We start from the raw sequence: 24,883 nt of genomic DNA on the forward strand, positions 1-24,883 counted from the left end.
TTAGCGAACACCATCACGCCAAGTGAATACGACGGGGGAGCCCCACCATGGACGCGCTGCAGCCGGACGATCCGCGGGAGTTGGGCAGCTACCGCATGCTCAGACGGCTCGGCGCCGGCGGTATGGGGCGCGTCTACCTCGCCCGTTCGCCCGGCGGCCGCACCGTCGCCGTGAAAGTCGTCCGCCCCGATCTCGCGGCGGACGCCGACTTCCGCGACCGATTCCGGCACGAGGTCGAGATCGCGAAGGCGGTCTCCGGCCGCTACACCGCACCCGTCGTCGACGCCGCCCCGGACGCCTCACTGCCGTGGCTCGCGACCTCGTACGTGCTCGGCCCGGACCTCACCGACGTGGTCGAAGCCCATGGCGCGCTGCCGGAACGGACCGTGCGCGCACTGGCCGCCGGGCTCGCCGCCGCACTGCAGGAGATACACGCGGCAGGCTTGATCCACCGCGACCTCAAGCCGTCGAACGTCCTGCTGGCAGCCGACGGTCCGCGCGTCATCGACTTCGGCATCGCGCGGGCGGTGGACGGAAACCGTATGACGCAGACGGGAGTTGTGGTCGGCTCGCCCGGATACATGCCGCCGGAGCAGGCGTTGGGGCGGGATGTCGGCGCTGCGGGCGACGTCTTCTCGCTGGGCGCCGTGCTCGCCTTCGCGGCGACGGGACGCGGCGCCTTCGGCGACGGCGCCGTCTCGCACGCGACGCTCCTCTACCAGGTCGTACACGGAGAGCCCGACCTCACCGGCGTACCGCAGTCCCTGATGGGACTCGTCCGCGCATGCCTGCAGAAGGACCCGACGAACCGGCCCACCCCCGCGGAGATCGTGTCCGGCCTCGCCCCGCAGGGCGTCGACGGGCTGCTCAGTGACTGGCTTCCATCGGCGGTGTCCTCGACGATCGCCACGCATGCGGCGGGGATCCTGGACCTGGAGGGGGAGGCACCGCAGGCGCCGACCGCCCCGGCTCCGGCTGCGGCTTCGTTCGGGCCGGTGCAGGCGGGTGCGCCGGGTACTCCCGTGCCGGGATACGGGTATCCGCCCGTGCCGGGATACGGCGGTGCGCCGACCCCGGGCTACGGGGCTCCGGCGGCAGTGGGCAACCCTTACGGCACCCCCGATCACGGCACCATGCATCTGGGCTCCGCCCCGGCGCCTGCCGCCTCCTCCCGCCGCCGCGTCCTCGGCCTCGCGCTCGGCGGAGCGGCCGCCGTTGCCGCGGTCGGCGGTGGTGCGGCCTGGTGGCTCGGGAAGGACAGCGGGACGTCCGGCTCGTCAACGGCCGCGGGCGGCAAGGGGGGTTCGGCGCAGCCGGTCGCGGAGGAGTTCACGACGCCGCCGGCGGGGGTGGCGCCGCAGCCGTTGTGGCACGAGACGGCGGCCGAGGAGAGCACCAACTCGGACGTACCGCTTCTCATCCACCAGGGACTGCTGCTGGTCAGTGGGGATCCACTGGTGGCGTACGACGTGAAGACGGGAAAGAAGCGCTGGTCCAAGCCGGACATCACCCGCAGCGGAGCCGAGCTGCTCTTCCACGACGGCAAGGTGTTCCTGGTCGACGGCGACTACGACGGCGTCCTGGTCGCCTATGACGTCGAAACCGGTGACGAGGCCTGGCGCAGCCGGCTCGGCAAGCAGCTGGTCATCGAGCGCACGATCGCGATCGACGACAAGAACGTGTACGTCACGTTGAGCGACTTCAGCGAGTCGAAGAGCGCCACCGACTACCGCACGGCCGTCGCCGCGATCAGCCACACCACGGGCAGGAAGGTGTGGTTGCAGAAGCGCGACTGGGGCACCGACGAGTACGACGTCCAGGGAGCCGTCTCCGGCAAGCACCTCGTCTACACCGACTCCAAGCACAACCTCACCGTGCGCGACACCGCCACGGGAGAGCAGCTGTGGACCAAGAAGATCGGTGACGACTGGAGTTGGCGGCCCACGGTCGCGAACGGACTGGTCTTCCTGCCGGGCGGGAAACTCGACGCCGTGGACGTGGACACGGGCGACATCCGCTGGACACTGTCTCCCAACGGCCGCCGTGGCTTCTACAACCCGACGGTCATCGCCGGCGTGCTCTACGCCGGCGACTACGACCGCGGCGTCTGGGCGGTCGACGTCAGGACCGGCAAACGGATCTGGCTCTGCGACCAGAGCAACAGGGGAGCGGTCACGTTCCTGCGGGCCGGGACGACGTTGTACGGGGCGGGCAGCGCCCTGGCCGGCGGTGTCGCCGCCATCGATGCCAGAACCGGCAAGGTCCGCTGGACCTGGACCGACGACAAGGGCAGAAGCGACGACTGGCAGATCGCCCTCTCCGGGAGCCGGTTGACGGTGACCAACGGGCCGGACATCTACGCGATGCCGGCGGTGTGAGACGAACAGGCCGCGGATCGGTGCGATCCGCGGCCTGCGTGCTGTGCCCGCCCGGGTCACATCGGCGTCGTGACCGTCACATGCTCCCCGGTGCCCAGGTGCAGCATGCCCTTGCCCGGCGTGACCTGCCCGCCGACCATGCTCCGGTTCGTGCGGATGCCGATGAGTTCGCCCGCGGAGCTGTCCTGCGGCGACAGCAGGATGCCGCGCCGGGCCTTCTTCATCTCGACCTGCCAGCCGGAGAAGCCGTCGCAGATCTCCTCCTCGTCACCTGCGATGACGACGGCCAGGCCCTCCTCGGCGCCGCGCTCGACGATGCGCTTGAAGACATCCTCGGCGTCGCAGTCGTCGTGCACCTCCGCGTCGTCGACCAGGACGACGATCGGCTGCGCGGGACTGGCCGAACCGACGATCTCCTCCAGCTCGTCCTCATCGATGTCACGGCCCGTGAAGACCTTCAACACGCCTTCCTGGCCCTCGAGTTCGCGCAACGGGGACGGGCGCGGTGCCGCGAGGACCAGCCGTACGCCCTGCGTGAGGTAGGAGCGCGCCATGTTCAGCAGCACCGTGCTGCGCCCGGACTTGGCCGGTCCGCCGATCACGAACGCCGGGATGCCCTGGGCGAGGTCCGGGCCGAAGGCAGTGAGCTCGTCGCCGCCGACGCCCACCAGGGCCCACAGCGGGGAGGAGCTCACCGCCGGGTCGCGCATCGCCCAGGCGTCGGCGAAGGAGATCCGGCTCGGCAGGACGTCCACACGGAAGGGGCGGTTGGAGCGCGGCACACCGGCGTCCCGCGCGGCCGCGGCGTCACCGATCGCGACGAGCGCGGCGGCCTGGCCCTGACCGGTGGTGTCCTCGGTCAGCAGCGCGAACTGGGTCTCGGTGGCCGTCTCGCTGGCGTACCCGCGCCCGGGCGGGATCTCCTCGGGGATCTTGCGGGCGTTGATGTCCAGCATCGAGAAGTCGCCGCGGTCCGCGAGGCGGAGGCCGTACTTGTCCTCGGTGAGGGAGGAGATCCGGCCCGTCAGCAGCTGACGGTCACCCGTGATCACCATGTGGATGCCGACGCTCGCACCCTCACGCATCATCGCCATCAACTGGTCGGTGAGATCACCGTGGTTGTACTCGCCGAGCGTGGGCAGCCAGCCCTCCCACCGGTCGAGCAGCACCACGATGTGCGGCAGCCGCTCGTCCTCGGCGGCGGAGGCCCGCTGCTCCCCGATGTCGGCGTACCCCTTCTCGGCCAACAGCTCCTGGCGGCGGGTGAGTTCGCCCGTCAACCGGTTGAAGAGCCGGACGACCCGCTCCAGTTGGTTACGTCCGACGACCGCGCCGGTGTGCGGCAGCCGGGTCAGCGCGTTCAGGGCGCCGTTGCCGCAGTCGATGCCGTACAGATGGACGTCGGCGCACGACAGCGTACGGGCCAGCGAGCCTGCGACGGTCCGCAGGATCTGGGAGCGGCCACTGCGCGGCGCGCCGGCGACGAGCAGATGCCCGAAGTTTGCGAAGTCGACGACCACGGGGCGGCGGGCCTGGTCGGCCGGCAGGTCCTCGATGCCGTACGGGGCCGCCGGCAGCGCCCCCGCACTGTGCACCGCCGGGATGTCGTCCAGCAGCAGCATCTCGTCCAGGGCAGGCAGCCAAGGGGAGTGCTGGGCCGGGATGCCCAGCGCCTGGTTGGCCTCCCGTACGGCGTCCACCAGCACCTTGAGGTCGGTGATCTCGTCGTCCTCGCGCGCCTCGGTCTTCGGCTTGGTGAGCGCGGCCCGTCCCAGGTCCTGCCAGGACAGCGGCCCGGCCCACGGTGCGAGTGTCGCCGGATCGGCGGCGCCCGGACGGCGGCCACCGACACGGCCGGACTGGAAGGGGACGAGGGAGGCGTGGCCGAGACGGACGTACGCCCGACCCGGAGTGCTCTTCGCGATGTGCCCGGCGTCGGGCGCGTCGATGACGTCCGTCGACTCGCCGGCGTCCGTCACACGGAGCGCGATGCGGAGGTTGGTGTTGGCGCGGATCTCGGGAGAGACGACGCCGGACGGCCGCTGGGTGGCGAGCAGGAGGTGGATGCCGAGGGACCGACCACGCTGGGCGATGTTCACAAGACCCGTGACGAAGTCGGGCAGGTCGCGGACCATGGACGCGAACTCGTCGATGACGATGAGGAGTCGGGGAACCGGCGCATGGCTCGGGTCCCTCTTCACCAGGTCCTGGTAGTCCTCGATGTCCTTGGCGTCGGCGGCGGCGAGGATGTGCTCGCGCCGCTTCAACTCGGCACCCAGCGACTCCAGGGCGCGTTCGACGAGGTGCGCGTCGAGGTCGGTGACCATACCGACGGTGTGCGGGAGCTTGACGCAGTCCTTGAACGCCGAGCCGCCCTTGTAGTCGACGAGGACGAACGTCATGTTCTCGGGTGTGTTGGCGACCGCGAGGGCCGCGACGATGGTCTGCAGCAGCTCCGACTTACCCGAACCGGTCGTACCGGCGATGAGACCGTGCGGACCGTCGCGCCGGATGTCGATGCCGAACGGTCCGTCGTACGACTCACCGATGACCGCCATCGTCGACTGCCCGCCCATCCGCCAGCGCGCGGCGATCGCGTCGCGTGACGGCGGCTCCAGCTGGAGCACGTCGAGGAGACGGCTGGCGGAGGGCAGCGCGGAGTCCTCGGTCTCACCGCTGATGTCACGCAGCGGCGACAGCGACCGGGCCAGCCGTGCGCACCAGGCGCTGGAGACGAAGTCGGGCCGTACACCGGTCCTGCGCCGGGCACCGGTCTGCTCGACCCGCAGCCGCAGTTCGAGGACCTGCTCGGCGTGCTGTCCGTCCTGCCGGCCGCTTTGGTGCCAGGCCTGGAAGGAGGGGAAGCCACCGGCGGAAACCTGAGGCGCGCTCATGGGCGAGGCAGCGACGGTGTCGTCGCGGCGCAGTGGTTCGGCGACGACGAAGGCCTGGCACTCACCGGGCAGGAACCGCTCCTCCTCGTCCAGGCAGATCGCGTAGATGGCGACGGCCGGACCCTCCCGGAGCAGCCGTACGACACCCGGCATCGACCGCAGCCGTCGCGACCCGTCCCATACGACGACGATGTCGGGATCGGAGAAGGCGGGACCGTCAACGCTGCGTCCGCCCTCCTTGAGAGCCTTCTGCCGCGCGTCGAGCAGCTGAGTCAGCTCACCGACCCGCGCACCCACGGTCTCGGAGTCCGTCCCGATCAGGACATTGACGTCCTGACCACTCGCCGGGCGGGCGTGCGGCAGCCAGCGCACCCAGTCCCAGCGCGGATGCGCCTCGTTCTCGGTGAGCACATAGAACTGCACGTCCATCGGGCTGTGCAGCACCGCGGTCTGGGCGACGGCCCACCGCCCGAGCGCCTGCACCGAGTCACCCGGCCCGGCGAAACCGACGACCCCGAGATCCCTCAGCGGCAGCGTGACGGGCGAGTCCTCGATCTTCCACGTGACCTGCCGCTTGTGGTCGTCCTGTTCGGGGTCGTCGAGGACGACCTCGGACGGCACCCGGCCCGTGCCCACCCGCAGCAGCAGATGGTCGGCGTCGGTGCGCCGCCGTTCCCACAGCCGGGTACGGGGTCCGGTGCCGAAGGCCAGGACGGAGCCGGGGTCGGGAACCGTGGTGCGCCGTTCGAGACGCTCCAGACGCAGGGCGTCCTGGGCGTCCTTGTCGATCCGCTCCTTGTGCTCCTTGTACTCCTTGACCTGCTTCGCGTGTGACTTGCGCCCGGTCTTCTTGTCCATCATGTAGTTGCCGAACATCATGAGCGGGCTCATGAGCGCCATGATCAGGTAGTACCACCTGCCGAAGATCATGACCGAGACCACGGCACCCACCAGCGGCATCAGCGCCATCAGCCAGGGCAACGGGCGTGCTTCGTACTCCTTGGGCGGCGAGGGCAGCCGGAAGTGCGTCGTGCGGTCGGCCGGGCGCAGCCGCGGGGGCCGGTTGTAGTCGAGCCCGGCGCCGTCGTCCGACCACTTCAGGGCCGCGTTCGGCGGGGTGTACCCGTCGATCTCCAACAGGGTGTTGCCGAGGGCGAGTTGGGAGCCGAGGGGCCAGGAGCCGCCGTCGAAGTCCTCACCGTCGAGCCGGGGAAAGTCGCCGTCGTTGCTGCCCTCCCTCTTCTCGTCCTTCTTCTCCCCGTCCTTCTTCTCCACGCCGTGGAGGGTGACGGCACAGGCGCCGTCGATGGCGATGGACAACGTGGCGGCGCGCTGGGCGAGTTCGGGGTCGTCGATGCGGATGTGTGCGGCCGGGCCGCTGCCGATGTCGTACCGCCCGACACCCAGCCGGTGCACGGCACCTGCCGCAGGGCCGCCGGCCACCCGGAACTCGACGACACCGGTCGGCTCGCCGAGCAGGCAGCCGGCCGGATCGTGCAGGCTGACGACGACGCCGTCGCGCAGGGCCGAGCCCACGATGTTCGCGCCGGGGTCGAGCGGGTAGCCGTCGACGAAGGCCTGCGGCACCCCGCCGGGGTTGTGGTGCCCGCCGATGGGGATGATCTGCGCACCACCGTCGAGACCGACATGTCGCGCCAACTCCCGAGTGATGTCGCCGACCGACGACTCGGGATCGGCGTCGAGCACCACGTCGGCGCTGGCACCGACCATGGGGTCGACGACGGTCAGACTCAGGCGCACGTTCGTCCTCCTCGCTGGGCTGAGGCCGCCCCCGGAACGCTGAACACAGTGGAAGTGACCTTAGCCGCCGCATCTTTCCCCTGCGCAACGGGATGCAACGGGATGCACACTGCTTTCACAGTCCGGTATGTGCACTGGTTCACGGTTCCGTTGCCGGGCGTCCCTGTCATCCCACCAGCCCCACCCGTAAGATCTTTGCTCATGCGGACGGCCGGCAGGTGACCGCGCAGCCCGCAACAGGCAAGCCACGGGGGAAGGCCCTGCGGCGACCGCAACGGGAGGGAGAGCCGTCATGGCCAAAGACACAGACCTTACTTATTCCGAGATGGAGAAGAAGGCGCAGGAGCTCATCAAGGACATGGGCGACATGGAAGACATGCTGAAGAGCGTCGAAAAGCGTGTCGAAGAGCTGGTCCAGAACGGGTTCGTCACCCAGAAGGCCTCCGGCGCCTACGACGACTCCATCAAGGACTTCACCAAGGGCGCGGCCAAGACGGTCAAGGGCCTGGAGGGCCTGTCCAAGTTCCTGACCAACGCGGTGAAGGCGTACCAGGACCTGGACGACCAGCTGGCGAAGAGCGCCAAGGGCTAGTCAGTCGGTCGGCGGTCCGCCCCCGGGGCTCGGCCTCGGGGGCGGACGCCTGTGGAAGCGGGTCCATTGACCGCCTTCGCTTCATCGGTGCGGACGCCCGGATTGTCCTCGGCTTACTCGTAGGAAGTTCTTCCCGGATGCTCCGGAGTTGGCCGTGACAACTGACCGAGAGCGGGGCGGTGCTCGCTTCCGCGTACGGCACGGCCTGGGCATAGCCGGCTTCGTCCTGGCCCTGCCAGCCGCGGGGAGCGCCGGCTGCTGGACAGCGGCCTTCGGCCCGCTGCTCTACCTGATGTACGCGCTCCCCGGTAAGAACTGCCGTTCGTGCGACTCGAGTTGCAGGTACATCCCCGGCGCGGGCAGCGCGCTGCTGGTGTACGTGATCAGCACGGCCTTGCTGGGCTGGACCTGTACCGCTGGAGTGACGTGGCAGGCGAGGCCCAGGCGGCGCGGGAACGAGCCCGCGTCCGCAAGCTGCGCAAGAAGGGCAAGGGCAAGAGCAGGGCGGCGCGACAGCGATAGGCCGCAGACCGCTGCTACACCGCGACCACCCGCACGCCGGCACCGGAGAGCGCGTCCACGACAGCCCCGGCCTGGTGCGACCGGACCTCGATCGCCTCTCCCGAGCGCAGCAGGAGATCGACCGACGGGGCGAGCCATGCCACGCCACTCGGCAGCAGGACTGCACCCTGCACCTCGGCGAGCGGCACGTCGAGTACGGCTCCGTCTGTCCCGCGAAGCCGCAGAGCCCCGGCGTCGACTGCCAGCGCTCCGGTGCTTGCGGGGCCGAGATCCCAGGCAACGGCGGTCGACGCGGTGGCTTGGCCGTCGGGAGCGCCGAGGCCGTAGCGAACCGGGTGCAGGACCGCTCCGGCGGCGAAGCCCTGGGCGAGGGCGCCCGCAGCGGAGTCGAGCTCGGTCTGCTCACGACGGTTCATACGTACGACCTTGGGCAGCCCCAACACCAGTACCGCCAGGGCCAACAGACCTGCCAGGGCAAGCCCGAGGGCACCCTTGGGGCGCGCGACCACGTAGACCAGGGTGACGATGACGGTGGGGGAGAGCAGGGCGGCGTAGAGCAGGGCGGGGTGGATGCGGACGCCGGAGAGATGGGCCGAGGGGGCACGTGCGGTGGCGTGCTCCCCCTGCGCGAGCTGCGCTCGGTGCAGCTCCCGCCTGCGCGCCCGGGCACGAATCACCCGCTCACGCTCGGACCAGCTGTACCGCCTCCCGTACTTCCTGACTGTGCTCCAGGCGAAGAGCGCCGCGACGATCAGGCAGGGAAGCAGGGCCAGGACGGTGGGGTCGGAGAGGCCGACGAGGACGGCCGCGGTGAGGATGACAGCCATGGCCAGTACTACGGCCGCGTAGAAGAAACGGCCGTGCGGATACCCCTGGGCCCCGTAGCTCGTGGGGAACTCCGCGTCGTGCCCACGGTCCACAGCGGCCCACTGCTGCAACAGCGCGAAGCGCTTGGCCGACCGCTTCCTGAACGCCCGCAGGACGAGCAGCGCCGGGACGGCGAGGAGGGCGAGCAACACAAGGCCCAGTACGGCCGCCACGGCCACGTCGGTGGCCTCGCTGGTGTCGGAGGTGGCGGCGTCGACCAGCATGGCGGGGACTATGCCCGCGACGAGGGTCACAACGCCCGCACAGAGGAGGAAGCCGAGAGCGCGGCCACGAGAAAGATCCTCGCGAAGCAGCGTGTCGAGGGCCTTCGCCTGGTCGCTCAGCCGGGACGCACGATCCGGCCAGGCGTCGGGCGTACCTGGAGGCTCTGGGAGAGAGGCGCGGGCCGAGGTGGAGGTGTGTCCATTGGTGGTGTTTGTCATGTCCGTTCCTGTGTCGTCCTCTCGATCACTCGGCGTCCGGGGACACGAAGACCGAGTGGCCGGCAATGACTGCGACCAGCCCAGCCAGCTCTCGAACCTGGTCCGGATCCAGGCAGGTGCCGATGATCAGGAGTCCTTTCCCGCCTTCTGGTGGGCAGGAGAGGACCCCGGCCAGACCGGTTCGCATCTGCGTGCCGGAATCGTCGTCCCAGTCTCTCGGGAGCTGCACCGGTGGTTGTGAAATGAAGCCGAAGCCCTCGCCTATTGCTGTAGTGAACCTCTCGACATATGCCATGGTTTGGGCAAGGCGTTCGTCGAACACCCTCTCCAGCAGGACGCCGAGATCCAGTTCGGCGGGGCGTTCGGGCACGGCGACAACTCCGCCGTACACCTGCCAGGCGGCCTGAGACCCACTGCTGGGCATCGGTGCGGTAACCACTCCGTACATGATTACGCCGTCGGCGAGATATTTGTCGTAGCAGTAGAGCAGGCCCTCTGTGAAGTCTTCCCTGCGCTCGTCCGGAGTGTTCGGGTACGTAAGGCGGACGAGCTCGGCACACCGGGCCCGCGTTGCCTCCCTGTTCCGCCCGTCTGCCATCAAGTCGAACCAGTCCGGTGGTACGAAGAGCTTGACCTCTCCGATCCCCGTTCCGCTGGATTCCGTACTTGCGCTCAATTGGTTACCTTCGGCTTTTCGGTCAGAGGACCGAAGTCCCAGGAGAAGATCTTTCCGAGCGTCTCGATGCTGCCGTCGCTGCCCTCGGCCGTCATCACGTTTCCTGTCCACGTGGAGAAATACTGTCCGGTTCGCCAGAGGAATTCGGTTTGGCCCATGGCGTACGAACTGGTGGCCAACTGATAGAAGCCCATGGGGAGTTCCTGCGCCGGGCCGATGAGCTGGGGCACCATGCGTGTAGGGGCTCCGGAGGCCCTGGCTGCAATCAACACCCCTTCACCGATCTTTGCGGCAACTTTGCCCAGCCCGAAACCAGCCGCGTCCATGATGACGTCTTTGGTCAGCAGCGCTTTGCCGAAGCTTCCGGTGGTACCGACTGCGGAAAGATAGTGGGCTCCCAGCGCAACACCGGCGAGGATCAGGGATGCGGCGCCGAGGAACTGCAGACCGGGGATGAGCGCGAGAAGCCCTGTGACCGCACTCAGCAATCCAGCAACGTCCCCGATCACCTTGAGTAGCGGCGCAAGCTTCCCCAGGATCTCGATCGCCTGGTCGTGAAGCCAGGCCGCCGCATCGCCAATCGCATCCAGCGCATTGCCTATGGCATCACCGAGCTTGTCCCAGAAGCCTGGTTCGTTCGGTGCGATGTCAATGGCTTTCTGCAACTGCTTGGCGGAGCTGCGACCTTCCTCCTCGTACTCGGAGTGGAGGGTGCGAGCACGTTTGCGGACGTCTTCGAGAGGGTCAGTGTCGTCGCTGCTCCCGCTTGAGGGCTTCTTGTCGGACCCCGATCCGCTCTTGTCCTTCGACTTGTCGGCCGCCGCCTTCGCGTCGGCTGCTTCCCGCTCGAGGCCTCGTGCCTTCTTCTGCTGTTCCTCCATGTAGCCGGACCAACCCTGAATGACTTTCTTGGCCTTGTCGAAGGAGTCGTGCGCATCCTCGATCTTCGGGCGAAAGTCATCGTCGAGCAGCTCTCGAAAGGCGATGGCTGTCTTTCCGCGCCAGTCACCCTTGGCAGCGCCTTGAAGCACTTGTTTGATCTCGCCGAGAGCATCCGCTGTAGCACGGATGGAATCGGCGACATTGTCAACAGCGACGTGATCTCCGGGGCAGGGGACGAACCCGAGCGCCGGAAAATCATCGATGGTAGGCGCACTCACTTTTGCTTGGCCGCCTTGGAGAGCTCCTTGGCAAGGTCCAAGTCGAGCTCGGCGAACGCCTTCTCGATGCCGTCGAGGGTCTTGGCTGCCCCCTTCGAGAATTTCCGCAGCTGCTTGATGCCGTATTCCCATTCGTCGCCGAAGTCTTCCATGCGGCGTTCGAGTTGGGACGCACCCATGGCTTTTGCGTCGATGTTCGCCATCGCATGAATGGGCTTGGAAAAGAGCTCATCCATGTGTCTCAGGTCGTGACGCACCCGCTTCAGCATTGCGCCATCGATGTACAAGTCGCTCATGGAGCCCCCGCGTCAATGAGATTCGCACTGCGGCAGGCGGCGGGCGCGAGGCCGAGGAACCGGCAGGGCGCGCGTGTGGTTGTCGTCAGGCCGCAGTGGGTTTCCGTATGGGTTGCCGTCCTCCGCACAGGGCTCGCACAACAGTAGGCCCGTGGCCGCGTGGCGCGCCGTGACGACTGGAGAGGACGGGGCCTCACCGTTTGACTCCTAATGGGTTGAAGGGTCAGGTGAAGGTAAAGACCGTATCCTCGAAGGGTCATGTTTCGCCACTGCGAACTTCCTTGCAAGCCGGGCCAGATGGGAGAAAACGGGCAAGGGGAAGGCGATTTATGACCTCTGCAGCCCAGGTCGCTCATGCCGCAATCGATCTCTTCGACGACGTTGCCGAAGGTGGCGTCGCGGTTGACGCGGTATCTGCGGCCGGGCGTGGGAGGTTCAGTGTCCGGGGCCGGTGTCGGAACCCTTCACTGTTGCAGATCGCCCGGCTGCGGCTTGGCTGCCTCTCCGGCGGGACCCATCAGGATCGAATGGGTTTCGTGTACATCCTTGGCTGCTTTCGACGGCACGCGGACCTCGACCATGACGATTCCGCTCGGCAGCCGGGTGAGGAGCGGGGGTTGGGCGTTGGCCGGGAGTTCGGCGAGGAAGCGAGTCAGTCGGTCGCGCTGGCCGCTGGACAGTTCGCTGTCGGGGACAGTGCTGATGGTGCCGGCGAGGAGCTGGCACAGGCGCTCGGCGCTGTCGGGGTTGCCGGCGAAGAGGCGGATCCAGGACTGGTCGGTGAAAGTCAGCCGTACGTCCGCTTCGACTTCGCTGTACGTCAATCGCCTCGCCCCGGCAATGGAGTCGCGAGGGAACTCTGCGAGTACGTCGGCCTTGTCCAGCGTGCCGGTCCGGGTGCCGAGGAAGAGCAGGCGTCGGCTCGTGAGGACGAGGTCGGTGGCGTAGCCCTTGGGGCGGCGGCCCGGATCGAGTTGCCAGGGGACGGTGCGCGCCAGGGCGCCAGGTGCGGCCCACATGACAGGGAAGTCCTGGACTTCGTTGTCCGGGTCCTCCGGTTTTCCTCGTACCGGTACGTCACCGAAGGGTGAGCCGGCGGCTCCGCCGATGTTCGCGATGATGTTCGCGATCACGGGAATCCCGACAAGGAAAGCGCGGCCGGTGCGGTGAGCGACGCGGTCCCCGGTGCTGTGCAGGGAGTAGACCGGGCCTTCGGGCCAGCCTGACAGTTCACCCTGAATGTCGTTCCGGTCGAGGTCCCGGAACCATCGAGATCCTGCGACGGCGGGGGCGATGCCGGTGGCGAACTTGGCCGCGGTGCGGACCAGGAGATCTTCGTCGGCGCTCGGGTACCAGTCCATCTGTACGTCACTTCTCCATGGAGGAACTCGATTCGATCAGGCAGGCTGACCCTCGGCGCCGGTCGGTGAGGGGAATTCCACCGAGCCGACGATTCCCGCGACGGCGTGCGAGAACTCGTCCCACTGTTCCACGGACGCAGTGTCGAGGGTGAACACAGCGGTGTACGGGCCCGTCGAGAACGGGATGTGCACCTGGATCTGCCCCATGACGAGTTCCTCGTCCTGGCCCGTCTTCGTGTATGCACTGTCCACGAGGAGTTTCTGGAATGTGACGCCGCAGACCGCTGGACCGCAGGGAAGGTCCAGCCAGGTCACTTCACGCAGCGGGTCGTTGAGCAACAGTGCCTGGATTCCTTGGGCGACGACGTCCTGGTCCGTCTCGTCCGATTCGAAAACCGCGACGGTGAGCGAACAGTGCGCCACTCCGCCGCCGTCCTCGATGTCGTACAGGCCGATACCGAAGAAGCCGACTCCGTTCGCGAGCATCTCGTCGGCCATGGCGCTGTACAGCGACCCCATGGACTTCCACAGAGGCTCCTCGCCCTGTGGATAGATGTCCCGGACCAGTTGGCTAGCTGCCTCTGCCCGCTCGTCGGCGGCCAGCGAGACCTCGATCGCGTGCATGCCGTGCGGCAGTCGGAAAGCCATCGGAGGCAGGTTGACGCCCTCGATGGTCAGGCCCTGGAATGTCGCGGTGCTGTCCATGATGTCTGCTCAGTTTCCGAAGCCGAAGTCGTTCTTCGCGATGCTGTACCCCTTGAACACATCAAGACCACCCTTGATGGCGGCGTCGATGGTGCGGCCTGCCTTGCCCATGGGGGCAACGATTTCGGCACTCTTGATGAAGGGCAGCTTGGACGCGAGGTTGAGGCCCTGGGTGCCGACCCATTGGCCCTTGCGGAAATTCTGCAGCCCACTCTCGACCGCCAACGTCAATCGGCTACCGCCTTCGCCCAGCTTCACCACGGGAGCTGCCTTGAGCGGACCGAACAGCAGGAAGGTCTTTCCCACGCTCGTCACCCCGCGGTAACCCTCGCCGAGTTCGGCGGCACGGGCCACGGCGCTGGCACCCTTCGCAAGCTCAGCACTGCCCGTCAGGCCCTTGACGCCAGGCAGGACTCCGAGTGCGTCGAATCCGATTTCGGTCCAACTGACATCCGCCCCCGCCGCCTTGGCGACCAGGTGCGTCAGCAGCGCCGCTCCACTTGCGATCATTGCCCCGGCGGCGAAGATGGCACCCAGCGGCTCGAAGGGCGCGGTGATGATGGCCAGGAGGCCCAAGACGCCGCTTGCCAGGCTGAGGAGGTCACCGATCGCCTTGAAGACATCGGCGTGGTCTTTGATCCAGTCGCCGGTGGCATCCCAGGCATCTGCGATCCCGTTCCCCAGCTTGTCCCAGAATCCGGGCTCATCGGGAGCGATGTCGCCGGCCTTGTCCAGCTCCTTGCTGATCTTCTGGGCGGCTTGCCGGTACTCCTCCTCCAGCTCGTGGACCTTCTGGATGACGCCGTCCACCGCGCTGGAGGCCTTGGCCAGGTCCTCGCTCCCCTTGCCGTCGGCCTTTCCTTCGGCCTTCGCCTTGTCGTCGAGTTTGTCGCCGGCGGACTTCTCCAGCCTGTCTGCCCGGTCCTGGAAGTCCTGAAGTTCGTTTGCCCAGCGGTGCAATGCACGCGACGCCTTGTCGAAGGAGTCGTGGCTCTTGCGGATGAGGGGCGTGACGTCCTTGCCGATGTACTCGGTGAAGGCGATCGCGGTCTTGCCCTTCCAGGCACCCGCCTCGATCTGGTCGAGTTCCCTGACCGCTGTGCCGAGTTCACCCGCCAATTTGCCGATCTGCTTGGCGAGTTCCCGGGTGTCCTCCACACTTCCCGGGGTCGGGTCCCAGCCTATGTGCGGGAACGCGGGCCGGTGCCCTGCCACGTCACTTGTCCTTCTTTGTTGGGGCTTTGAGGGATTGGGCCAGGTCCAGGTCGAGCTTGCCGAAGCTGTCGCCGATCTTGTTGATCATCTTCACGGCGCCGTGCGTGTGCTTGCCGAGTTGTTTGATGCCGTAGGCCCAGTCATCGGCGAAGTCCTGCACGTCCTCCACGAGCGTGCCCTCGCCGACCGCGGAGGCGTCCGTGCCTTTGAGGGTGCGGCGGGTGGTCTCCATCCGGTCGCTGATGGACGAGAAGGTCTTCTTCAGGTCCTGGAAGACCGTGTCTTCGAGCCGTAGGTCACTCACGATGATCACTCACGATGCGCTTTGGGTGGCCCGGTGGTTGCGTTCGAGCTGATCTCTGAACTCCGGTCGTACTGCGTCGGCTTCGCGAGGGTGAAGGCGTCGGCAGGTATCCGAGGGGTGAAGTCAGCCTCAGTGATCTTATGTGCATAGCAAAGGCGGCCGAACTGAGCTACGGAAAGTTGGCGATCGCTTGAGGTGAGGGTGGGAGATCCTTTGCTGGGAATTGACGGCGGGCTGACCGGTGCTGGCCCAGCGGTGCACTCCAGAGAAGCGTGCCGACGAGTGACTTGACTGGGCGGTGCTGGTAGCCACGGCGACGGAGCTTGACGTGTTTGCCCCAACGAACCGCCGGACGACCGTCGCGCCCGTGAAGCCCAGTAGCCGTCAGCGGACTCGTTACGTGGCCCGCTCACTCTGGGTTATCGGGGAAAACTTGGCCAAGGGTGATCTCGTCGAGTTGTGTCGAGATGACGTCCTACCGGGCCGAGGGCCGGCTGCGGAACCCCCTCCACAGTGAGTACAGCAGCTTCTGCCGTTGTTCCTCGGTCGAGGGCGGGGCGGTGATGTCGCTCCTGGCCTTGCTTTTCATGGGCGGGTGGGCGGCCCGAACGGCACAGGCCGCCCACGCTTGATCAGCGGTTGACGGCCTGGATTTCCTGGACGGTGACGGCCTGGGTAGCGCCGAATGTGCCGTCCGGCAGATCGCCGCCCGCGCCGCCGGTACCCGTCCAGTGGATCTTCCACGTGATGGTGGCTTTGAGCGGGTAGGTGCCGTCCCCGGAGGAGCGCAGGTACTTCACGCCGCACGGCGGGGTCTGGCTCGCCTTGCCCTTGGCGTATGGCTCGCCGATCTGGCCGTTCTTGATCTCGCACACGCCGGAGGCGGGGTAGGTCTGTGCATCTGCGGTGCCCGGGTCGATTTTCAGGGAGACCGGCTCAGCGGTCGTCGTCGCGGTGATCCCCAGAACCGGCACGGAGGCGGTGACGGACACAGGCTTGAACGCGGCGCCGTCCAGCCACGCCCAAGTCGGCAGGTTGACCTTGCTCGTACCGGCGGGGGCCAGTGTCACCTTGGTGCCAGGCACGCGGATCTCGTTGTACGCGAGCTCGGCAAGGATCTTCGGGGTCACGGCGTTCTCGATGTTGGCCGGTGGAGGATCGCCCTTGTCCACCCAGAAGATGGGCTCGGTGCACTTGTCCCAGCCGGGCGGGAAGCTCTCGTTGACGTACGAGTCCCACCAGTAGCCCTTGCCGGTCTTGTCCTTGTTGAAGTCCTTGTACGTGCCGGCGGTCTCGCCACCGTTCTCGTACTTGTTGCGCTGCTCCAGGTCCCACTCGGACCCCGTCGAGCCGGCCTCCCAGATGGGCTCCAAGTACGCCTTGAGCCCTGCGGGCGTGTACTTCGGGGCGTACCAGCAGGCCGGTGGTGTCCAAGAGGTGGTGGAGGTGACCGGTCCGGCGGAGGTGCCGGTGCCGTTGTTGGATCGGTCGAAGACGACACCTGAGGCACTGGCCGAGATCGTGCCGTCGGGGTTGCTGTCACCCTTGGCGCCCGGCTCATTCGAATTCTGAGTCTTGTCGTTCAGAGTGTCGTCGGCGTGCGCCAGACCAGACATGGACAGGAGTGATAGGCACACCCCCGCGGCGAACGCCAGCGGAAGGGGCTTCAATCTGCGCATCAGGGCTGGCACTCGGCACTCCCACTCTGAGAAATGATCTTCTGGATCACCCAAACGCCCTTGCTGTTCTTCTTGAGTGACGTGTGGTAGATGACGTAGCTCTTGGCAGTGACCTCGGTCTTCTTGATCTTTTTGGTTGCGAGGTACTTGACGTACGCCTTGCCTTGGTCCTCGCAGTAACTGAGGGAAGCCGTTCCATCCTTGGCTACGGCTACCTGGGGGTCGTAGAAGCGGTAGGCGCCAGTGATGCTGGCCTTGTGATCCACGTAGTTCTGAATGAACTTCTGGGTGCCGGCTGCCGCTTCACCCTCGTAGTAGTAGAGGTACGGCTTGTCGAGGGCGTCCTGGTGGACGATCGCAAGGTCCACGGCCTTGATTGACTGCTCGCTGTCGGACAGGACCGCGTCCTTGGCCGCGTTGCCTGTTGTAGGCCAGTCGAAGGTGTACGACAGATCCGACGGCAACTCAATCTTCGGACGGCCAGCCGCGCTGCTGGCCGAAGCACTCGGCGACGCTGCTGTCGAGCTCCCCGTGCCCGCTCCCGCGATCTTGTCGTTGGCCTTGGAGCTGTCGTCCCCGCCCCCGCAGGCCGTCAGTAGCAGGGCTGCGGCTGCCGCGAGCGCGGCGGCAGTGGGCAAAGTGCGGCGCTTCACTGTGGTGGACTCCCCGTGAGACTGAAGTTCGTCAAGAGCACAGACGGTATCGGTGGGGTTCCTGGTTTCGCCAGAGCGAACTTCCCTGCGAACGTGAGCAATTGCGGACGTAAGGGGTTCTCGGGGGTGTGGGATGTGTCCCGATCGTGCTCAAACTGACGGCGGCCCCAGGCGCGTTCGTGTGACGCGTGCGGGGCTGCCGTAGTCGAGGGGGATTTCGGTTCGCTATCGCGGTGTCCGGCACCTTGGGCACGCGCACGGCGGGTACGCCGACGTTCGCGGTACCGGTTCGGCGCGACCGCCGGCCACGATCTCGAGCTTGCCGCTGTCGGCGGTCACGATGCCTGCCCTGTCGATTGTGTAGACGCGCAGGGTGAGGCGGGAACGGCGGTGAACGGGTTCCAGGAGTTCGAGTACGTCCGGCTGGGGCGGGTAGTGGGCGGCGCAGTCCGGGCAGGCGTAGACGTTGAAGCCGGGGCCCGTGGCGGCGTGGACCTCGTGGACCAAGACCGGTTCGTCCGTGGTGCGTTGGCAGCGGGCGCACATGCGTACTGCCGGGCGGGTCATCGGGCGGCTCCCGCCGGCACGCGGATGCCGTGGATGTGTTTCGGGCCTACGTCGATGCCGAGCGTCGCCAGGCAGGCGGCTCGGCGGCGTTCGCGTTGGCGGTGGTGTTCGGTGGGGGTGAGGACGTAGGGGCGTACGAGGCGGGATGCGTTGCCGTCGAGCCGTTCGGTGAAGCGTGGCGGTGGTGAGACGGGGGTGATCCTCAGAGGTGGCAGTGCGCCGAGGCGATGGCGGCCTCGGGGGCTTGGTGTGCACAAGCTCAGCATCCATGCGAGGGCGCGGACTGTAATGTCCAGCATGTCGACGCTCCTTAGCAGCGTTGGCCGTGCCCCGGGACGGCTTCCCTCCGTCGCCGGGGTTTTTGATCTAGCAAGCACGCTACAGGGTGCAGCTGGGAGGTGTATAGCAGTTAGGCACACTCCACTGAGACATGGTGCTGGGCACTGTCGTACGTTGTTCGATATGACGCCGGAATCAGGGCAGTCGCCGATTGACCCGACCAAGATCGCGTACGTCTACATGCAGATGGCCGACCACATTGCCGACCGAATCTCCAAAGGGGAGCTTCGGCCTGGCGCTCGGCTGCCGGGAGAACGCGATCTCGCTGCCGAGTACGGAGTGGCGCATCTGACCGCGCGCCGCGCGACCCGCGAACTCCGCGAGCGCGGTCTCGTGGTCACGCTTCCTGCGAAGGGGACCTTTGTCGCGTACCCCGAAACCGGCGAGGCCGCAGGCGAGGGCGAGGAGTAAAACCGTCGTCTGCGGCGTGCGCGAGGCGAGGTCCTTCTGGGGCCTCGGTGGGCCTCGGTGCGCGACCCTCGGCATAGACGCGAATGAGTGCAGCATCGACGCTGCGCCGTTCTACTTCGGTCAACTCACGTGCAACGGCACCTGGTCAGGCCGGCGTGAGGGCGTCGATTTCGGAGAGCGGTTCCTTTGCCGGTGCCTCGCTCACGCCGCGTTGCCTTCGAAGCGGAACTCCGGACTCGTGCGCGGATCGATACGGGCACCGGCTTCCAGCGCGGTGGCAAGCCGTTCGATCAGTTCGAGCGTCGGGTCCACAGCGCTCTCCTCGATCGATTCGATGTCCTCTTCGGAGAGGCCGGCGCGTCGGGCCAGTTCGGCGATGGTCCAACCGAGAGCGGACCGTCGGTCGTAGACCGCCTGGGCGAAGTCCATGCGGCGGCCCGCGGCGCGGTATGCCGGGTCCTCACGGTGCTCGGGTGGGACTTTCCAGCTGGTGTGGTATCCGCTGCTCATCGGGCCTCCTCGCCCCTACTGTAAATGTCGTGCTTGTCGGCTGGAGGGTGCTCGGCCTCGCATTGCTTCCGGGCCCGCTGCGCTCTCAGGACTTCGTCCGCCTCTCGCGTCCTCGTCTTGCGGAACACGGTGAGCAGTACGGCGCGTCGTCCTGGGGCCAACCAATAAGTGACGCGGAACGCGCCGACGCGCAGCTCTCGCAGACCGTCGCCGAGGTGGCTGGCCAGTGGGAAGGGCAGGATGGGGCCATCGGTGGCCAGCCGGTCGGCGAAGCGTTCGACCGCCCTGTAGTCGGGAAGCGGGAGTGTCTCCAGCCAGTCCCGTACTTCGGGCTCGATTTCGATCGTGTACAGGGAGGAGGGTGGTTCCGGCACGGGCTTTCCGTTCGTGAGGCGTACGGTGCTCCACCCAAACGGTCCATGCGCCGCTTCTCACGCCCACTATTCCGAAGATCACTCGATCGAGGCCGATCCCGAGTGGCGAGTGAAGCTCGGTCATCGATGTCGGGAGCTACGACGTCCGAGTCGATGTCGCAGGTGAGCGGCCCCAGAAAACGGCGGACAGTCGCTGCAGCACATCTGACCGCCCGCCGAGTCATCCGTGACCTCCGCGAGCGTGGTTTCGTGGTCACGCTTTCTGCAAGGGCACCTTCGTGCCGTATCCCGACGGCGCTGAACCTCTGGCGGCGGGCTTTGCTCGCTCTTGAGGCATGCCATACCTCGTTGATAACCGCCCTACGTACTGTCTGGGGTTGGCATGTGCACAGAGTGAAGCGATGACGTACGGGGGTCGGGTCGCGTGTCGGACCTGAAGAAGGAAGCCAAGTCCATGCACAAGGCGGCCTCGGGGCTGCGCGGGGTGGGGCATCACACGGCGAAGCCGTTGCAGGAGTTCAAGGCGCAGTCCCATGACCTGGGCGCGCTGGGCGCTCTCGGCTCGCTGATGAGTGCGACCGAGGAGATACGCGAGGGCATGACCACCCTGGCCAAGCTGGCCCGGCAGCTGGACGAGGAGTGGGAGGCGGAGGCCAAGCTGATCGGCGAGGTCTCCGACGCCTTCGACCTGCTGGACGTGCTGATCGCGGCCGCGGCCCAGGAAAAGAAGGGCTGAGCGGCAGCGTCATGGTCGACCTCAACCCGCTGCACTGGGTCAACAAGTACAACCACATGTTCGGCGACACCCTCGCCAGTGGCCTGGAGTTTCTGGGCCTGACCGACCCGGCGGTTGACCCGGACGGGATACGCGAGATCGCCAAGAAGTGGCGGCACCTGGCCACCGGCCTGGACGACGCCGCGGAGGCCGCGCGGAAGTCGCTGGCGGATGTGGAGTGGGAGGGCAAGGCCGCCAAGGCGTTCAACAAGCGCTCCAAGGCCGCCCGCAAGCAGGCCACGGAGATGGCCCATTCGCTGCGCGAGGGCGCCAAGGCGCTGGACGAGTTCGCCGACAAGGCGCACGAACTGCTCTCCGAACTCGGCGTGATGGTCGCGGAGATGGCCGAGATGGAGCTGGCCGGGCTGGCGCTGGACGTGCTGACCGCCGGGGCCTCCTCGGTGGTGGCCACCCTGATGGCCACCGAGCGGGCGGCGAAGGTGGTCGCGCTGCTCGCCCGGATCGAGAAGGAGGGCACCGCGCTGGCCTCCGTCATCCGTGGGGTCATGGAGGTCATCCGGGGGATCGAGCGGGCGCTGGAGGCGCTGAAGGAGATCCGGGGCGTCTCCGCGGTCGCGAAGATGGCCAAGGAGGGCGTGAAGTTCTCCGCGTTCACCACGCTGTTGGAGGACCCGGGGGCGTTCAAGGATCCGGAGAAGCTGGCCGGGATTCTGGCCGAGGGCGCGGTGATGGGCGTCGGCTTCGGCGTACTGGGCAAGGCGCTCGGCAAGGGCCTGAAGGCGCTGGGGCCGGCGGCTCTGGCCAAGCTCAGCAAGTCGATGGGGCTGGACTGCGCGGCCTTTGAGCGGCTGAAGCTGAATCCGGGCTTCAACAAGCTGCCCGCCTCGATCCGCAACATGGTCAAGAAGTTCGTGCGGGACCCGATCGATGTGGCCACCGGCGACATGGCCCTGCCCCGCGTCGACGTCGAGCTGCCGGGCGTGCTCCCGCTGGTCCTGGAGCGCACGCACATCTCCTCCTACCGGTGGGGCGGTTGGTTCGGCCCGTCCTGGGCCTCGACGCTCGACCAGCGCGTCCAAGCGGACGACGAGGGCTTCGTGTATGCGGCGGCGGACGGCGCCCGGCTGTGCTTCCCGCCGCTGGACCCGGAGAACAGCGAACCGGTCCGTCCCCTGACGCCGGGCTCCCGCCTGACGCTGTCCTGGGACGCGGAGGTGGACGGCGCCATCCGCGTCACCGACCCGGACCGCGGCCTGGTGCACGTCTTCCACTCCCCGGTCCCGGCGGCCGGCGACGAAGCGGTGGATCTGCCGCTGCAGCACATCCAGGATCGCAACGGCAACCGCATCACCATCGTCTACGCCGAAGGCGACATCCCGTCCGCGGTCGTCCACTCCGGCGGCTACCACATCGCCCTCGACCACGACCCGTCCCGCTCCCGCGTCACCGGCCTGCGCCTGCTCGACCCCGACCGCCCGGACCGCCTGGATACGACCCTGCTCACCTTCAGCTACGACGAGCACGGCCACCTGATGGAGGAGACCAACTCCTCGGGCCTGCCCATGCGTTACGCCTATGATGCCGAGGGCCGGATCACCTCCTGGACCGACCGCAACGGCACCACGTACTGGTACGCCTACGACGAGCACGGCCGTGTCGTAGCCACCGGCGGCACAGGAAACGCCCTGGCCTCCACGCTCACCTACGACGACGCAACGCGCAGCACCTGGGTGACGGACTCCCTCGGCCACACCCGCGTCTACGAACACAACGAGGCCCTCCGTCTGATTCGTGAGACCGACCCTCTTGGAAACGTCACCGCGCAGGAGTGGGATGAGGACCTGCAACTCGTTGCGATCACCGACCCCCTCGGGCGCGCCACCAGGTATCGCTACAGCGACAGTCGGTATGTCGTCTCCGTCGTGCGCCCGGACGGTGGGGAACTGACGTCCGAGTACACCGCGCTCGGCTTGCCCGCGACCATCACGGGACCCGACGGGTCCGTCTGGCACCAGGAATACAATGAAAAGGGCGATCGCACCGCCGTCACGGATCCGGCGGGAGCCACCACTCGCTTCACCTACGACGCCTCGGGACACCTGACGTCCGTCACCGACGCACTTGGCAACACCACACGCGTCCGCTGCAATCGAGCTGGACTCTTCACGGAGATCACCGATCCTCTCGGAGCGCGCACGTCCTACGAGCGCGATGCCTTCGGCCGTCCCGTCACGATCACCGATCCGCTCGGCAATGTGACTCGCAAGGAATGGACCGTGGAAGGAAAACTCGCTCGCCGCATCGCTGCCGATGGGACAAGTGAGTCGTGGAAGTACGATGGGGAGGGCAACTGCGTTGCGCAAACCGACCCGATGAACGCAGTCACCCGTTTCGAATACGGTCTCTTCGATCGTCTTCTAGCCCGTACTGGTCCCGACGGTGCACGGTACGTCTACTCACACGACTCCGAACTCCGTCTCACCGGCGTAACCAACCCCCAGGGGAAAAGGTGGAGTTACGCCTACGACTCGGCTGGACGTCTGGCCATGGAGACAGACTTCGACGGCCGCACCGTCACCTACAGCCATGACGAGGTCGGTCGTCTCAGTGCTACCACTGATGCACTCGGCCAGACGACTGCTTTCGAACGAGACCAGTTGGGCAGCGTCACTCGGAAAACTGCCCTCGATCAGGTCACCGAGTTCACCTACGACGTCAGCGGGCGGCTTGTAACGGCTGTCAGTGGGGACTCGACACTCATCCTCGAACGCGATGCCGCCGGACGGCTGCTCCGCGAGACCGTCAACGGGCGTGCAACGAGGTACACGTACGACGTGCTGGGCCGCCGTACCAGTCGCGTCACTCCCACTGGAGCCGTCAGTCGGCGGAGCTACGACGCAGCGGGTCGTTGCGCCGAGTTGGAAGCCAGCGGTCACCGGGTGAGCTTCACCTACGACGCTGCCGACCGTTTGCTAACCCGTCTGGTCGGGGAGACGGTCACGCTGTCCAGAGCGTTCGACGGACTGGGGCGTCTCACGACGCAGTCCGTGCTCAATGCCCAAGGCGAGAGCGTCCAGCGGAGGGACTACAGCTACCGTTCTGACGGCTACCTCATCCGCGTAGACGATCGGCGTTACGGAGCACGTCACTTCGACCTCGACACCGCAGGCCGGGTCACGGCCGTTCGTGCGACCGACTGGACGGAACGCTATGCGTACGACGAGGCCGGCAACCAGGCCGATGCCTCGTGGCCCGCCGCGCATCCCGGACACGAAGCGACAGGAACACGTGTCTATGCGGGTACCCGCCTCACCCGCGCGGGGAATGTCCGCTACGAGCACGACGCAGCAGGTCGCATCACCTTGCGTCAGAAGGCGCGCCTGTCCCGCAAACCCGAGACCTGGCGCTACACATGGAGTTCCGAAGACCGCCTCGTCGCCGTCATCACGCCTGACGGAACCGAGTGGCGCTATCTCTATGACCCATTCGGGCGCCGCACGGCCAAACAGCGTCTCGGGGCGGACGGCACCACGGTTGTCGAAGAGACAGTGTTCACCTGGGATGGCGCCATCCTCTGTGAACAGACCACGGTGGCAGCCGAGTTGCCGCGTCCGGTCACCCTGACGTGGGATCACCAGGATGATCACCCGATCGTCCAGACCGAGCGGGTCGGTGTTGACGATGCGACGCAGGACGAGGTCGACTCCCGCTTCTTCGCCATCGTCACGGATCTCGTCGGCACTCCTACCGAACTGGTCGACGAGAACGGCAGCGTCGCCTGGCGCGCACGCAGCACGCTGTGGGGGACGACGTCCTGGGCATCCAGTAGCGCTACGTACACTCCGCTGCGATTCCCGGGCCAATACTTCGATCCCGAGACAGGGCTCCACTACAACTACCACCGGCACTACGATCCGGAGACCGCCCGATATCTCAGCCCCGACCCACTCGGTCTTGCTCCCGCCCCCAATCCGTCGGTGTACGTCCATAATCCCCACCTGTGGACGGACCCTCTCGGTCTCGCCCCACGCTGTGAAGAGACCATCCTCGGGTACCGCAAGCAGACGGATCATCCCTTGAGCCGGCGGATCCACATCGGTGAGGACGGCAAGGTGACCATCACCGGTAAGGGGGCCCTCTACGTCAATCTGAGCGGAGACATGAGCCATACGGTCCAGTTCCGCGGTGAGGGTGGACAGATTGTGGAGTTCCAGGTCTCGTCAGAGTACCTGGACAAGATCAGAAGGACCGCGATTCCTCAGAAGCAACCGGATGGGCTCGGGTTCAGCGATGACGAGTGGAGGCAGCTCAAGAAGATCTGTCCCGAAATCTCGGACCCGACCAAGGGAGATGATCTGTACGGGATTCCCAGCGGCATGCTAAAGGAGTTTAGGGAAGAAGTGGCAAAGTATCCGGGCAGGGTAGTCCAGGAAGGCTGAC

The 24,883-nt window shown here is 66.8% G+C and carries 20 protein-coding genes; 5 read left to right on the top strand and 15 right to left on the bottom strand.

The window, feature by feature from the left end:
• Positions 1 to 47 precede the first annotated feature (47 nt).
• Positions 48 to 2,378 (top strand): serine/threonine-protein kinase, encoded by a 2,331-nt coding sequence (locus ACFY1L_RS06805; RefSeq protein WP_388819317.1) that lies wholly within the window; start codon positions 48 to 50, stop codon positions 2,376 to 2,378.
• Between the two features lie 56 nt (positions 2,379 to 2,434).
• On the opposite strand, the gene ACFY1L_RS06810 is transcribed toward ACFY1L_RS06805, so the two are convergent.
• On the bottom strand, positions 2,435 to 7,033 hold the full coding sequence (locus ACFY1L_RS06810; protein WP_388819320.1) for an FtsK/SpoIIIE domain-containing protein: 4,599 nt from the start codon (positions 7,031 to 7,033) through the stop codon (positions 2,435 to 2,437).
• A gap of 292 nt (positions 7,034 to 7,325) precedes the next feature.
• Between ACFY1L_RS06810 and ACFY1L_RS06815 the strand changes: the two genes are divergently transcribed.
• Positions 7,326 to 7,625 carry a WXG100 family type VII secretion target gene (locus ACFY1L_RS06815; RefSeq protein WP_361265477.1) on the top strand — a complete coding sequence of 100 codons (300 nt, stop codon included), beginning with the start codon at positions 7,326 to 7,328 and terminating at the stop codon, positions 7,623 to 7,625.
• A 536-nt stretch (positions 7,626 to 8,161) separates the two neighbouring features.
• Here ACFY1L_RS06815 and ACFY1L_RS06820 read toward each other — a convergent pair.
• The 12 genes from ACFY1L_RS06820 to ACFY1L_RS06875 form a co-directional block, all read right to left on the bottom strand.
• Positions 8,162 to 9,457: a hypothetical protein gene (locus ACFY1L_RS06820; RefSeq protein WP_388819323.1), complete on the bottom strand. Its 1,296-nt coding sequence runs from the start codon at positions 9,455 to 9,457 to the stop codon at positions 8,162 to 8,164.
• Between the two features lie 25 nt (positions 9,458 to 9,482).
• Positions 9,483 to 10,133 (bottom strand): hypothetical protein, encoded by a 651-nt coding sequence (locus tag ACFY1L_RS06825; protein WP_388819325.1) that lies wholly within the window; start codon positions 10,131 to 10,133, stop codon positions 9,483 to 9,485.
• Positions 10,130 to 11,293: a hypothetical protein gene (locus tag ACFY1L_RS06830; protein WP_388819328.1), complete on the bottom strand. Its 1,164-nt coding sequence runs from the start codon at positions 11,291 to 11,293 to the stop codon at positions 10,130 to 10,132. Before ACFY1L_RS06830 ends, ACFY1L_RS06825 begins: the two co-directional genes overlap by 4 nt.
• Positions 11,290 to 11,589: a hypothetical protein gene (locus ACFY1L_RS06835; RefSeq protein WP_388819331.1), complete on the bottom strand. Its 300-nt coding sequence runs from the start codon at positions 11,587 to 11,589 to the stop codon at positions 11,290 to 11,292. Before ACFY1L_RS06835 ends, ACFY1L_RS06830 begins: the two co-directional genes overlap by 4 nt.
• A gap of 464 nt (positions 11,590 to 12,053) precedes the next feature.
• A complete protein-coding gene (locus ACFY1L_RS06840; protein ID WP_388819334.1) occupies positions 12,054 to 12,950 on the bottom strand; it encodes a hypothetical protein in 897 nt (298 codons plus the stop codon).
• A 36-nt stretch (positions 12,951 to 12,986) separates the two neighbouring features.
• Complete coding sequence (locus ACFY1L_RS06845; RefSeq protein ID WP_388819336.1) at positions 12,987 to 13,655, bottom strand: hypothetical protein; 669 nt, start codon at positions 13,653 to 13,655, stop codon at positions 12,987 to 12,989.
• A 9-nt stretch (positions 13,656 to 13,664) separates the two neighbouring features.
• Complete coding sequence (locus ACFY1L_RS06850) at positions 13,665 to 14,813, bottom strand: WXG100 family type VII secretion target (protein ID WP_388819339.1); 1,149 nt, start codon at positions 14,811 to 14,813, stop codon at positions 13,665 to 13,667.
• A gap of 58 nt (positions 14,814 to 14,871) precedes the next feature.
• On the bottom strand, positions 14,872 to 15,174 hold the full coding sequence (locus tag ACFY1L_RS06855) for a hypothetical protein (protein ID WP_388819342.1): 303 nt from the start codon (positions 15,172 to 15,174) through the stop codon (positions 14,872 to 14,874).
• Positions 15,175 to 15,806: 632 nt separating this feature from the next.
• A complete protein-coding gene (locus tag ACFY1L_RS06860; protein ID WP_388819345.1) occupies positions 15,807 to 16,865 on the bottom strand; it encodes a hypothetical protein in 1,059 nt (352 codons plus the stop codon).
• Entirely contained in the window at positions 16,853 to 17,506 is a 654-nt protein-coding gene (locus ACFY1L_RS06865; RefSeq protein ID WP_388819348.1) for a hypothetical protein, read from the bottom strand. The genes ACFY1L_RS06860 and ACFY1L_RS06865 overlap by 13 nt, the downstream gene beginning before the upstream one ends.
• 225 nt (positions 17,507 to 17,731) lie before the next feature.
• Positions 17,732 to 18,073 (bottom strand): hypothetical protein, encoded by a 342-nt coding sequence (locus tag ACFY1L_RS06870; protein WP_388819351.1) that lies wholly within the window; start codon positions 18,071 to 18,073, stop codon positions 17,732 to 17,734.
• On the bottom strand, positions 18,070 to 18,372 hold the full coding sequence (locus tag ACFY1L_RS06875; RefSeq protein WP_388819354.1) for a hypothetical protein: 303 nt from the start codon (positions 18,370 to 18,372) through the stop codon (positions 18,070 to 18,072). The genes ACFY1L_RS06870 and ACFY1L_RS06875 overlap by 4 nt, the downstream gene beginning before the upstream one ends.
• 163 nt (positions 18,373 to 18,535) lie before the next feature.
• Here ACFY1L_RS06875 and ACFY1L_RS06880 point away from each other — a divergent pair, with 163 nt between their 5' ends.
• Complete coding sequence (locus ACFY1L_RS06880) at positions 18,536 to 18,823, top strand: winged helix-turn-helix domain-containing protein (RefSeq protein WP_388819357.1); 288 nt, start codon at positions 18,536 to 18,538, stop codon at positions 18,821 to 18,823.
• A gap of 201 nt (positions 18,824 to 19,024) precedes the next feature.
• Here ACFY1L_RS06880 and ACFY1L_RS06885 read toward each other — a convergent pair whose 3' ends face one another.
• Both ACFY1L_RS06885 and ACFY1L_RS06890 read right to left on the bottom strand, forming a co-directional pair.
• Positions 19,025 to 19,333, bottom strand: a complete 309-nt coding sequence (locus ACFY1L_RS06885; protein ID WP_388819359.1) for a helix-turn-helix domain-containing protein — start codon at positions 19,331 to 19,333, stop codon at positions 19,025 to 19,027.
• Positions 19,330 to 19,707: a type II toxin-antitoxin system RelE/ParE family toxin gene (locus ACFY1L_RS06890; RefSeq protein ID WP_388819362.1), complete on the bottom strand. Its 378-nt coding sequence runs from the start codon at positions 19,705 to 19,707 to the stop codon at positions 19,330 to 19,332. The genes ACFY1L_RS06885 and ACFY1L_RS06890 overlap by 4 nt, the downstream gene beginning before the upstream one ends.
• A gap of 424 nt (positions 19,708 to 20,131) precedes the next feature.
• Between ACFY1L_RS06890 and ACFY1L_RS06895 the strand changes: the two genes are divergently transcribed.
• Together ACFY1L_RS06895 and ACFY1L_RS06900 are read left to right on the top strand one after the other, a co-directional pair.
• The gene (locus ACFY1L_RS06895) at positions 20,132 to 20,443 is read left to right on the top strand and encodes a hypothetical protein (RefSeq protein WP_388819365.1); all 312 of its coding nucleotides are present in this window, start codon (positions 20,132 to 20,134) and stop codon (positions 20,441 to 20,443) included.
• 11 nt (positions 20,444 to 20,454) lie between these two features.
• Positions 20,455 to 24,882 carry an RHS repeat-associated core domain-containing protein gene (locus ACFY1L_RS06900; protein WP_388819368.1) on the top strand — a complete coding sequence of 1,476 codons (4,428 nt, stop codon included), beginning with the start codon at positions 20,455 to 20,457 and terminating at the stop codon, positions 24,880 to 24,882.
• Position 24,883: the final 1 nt, after the last annotated feature.

This window comes from Streptomyces sp. NPDC001663, assembly GCF_042893105.1.
Classification (GTDB): Bacteria; Actinomycetota; Actinomycetes; order Streptomycetales; family Streptomycetaceae; genus Streptomyces.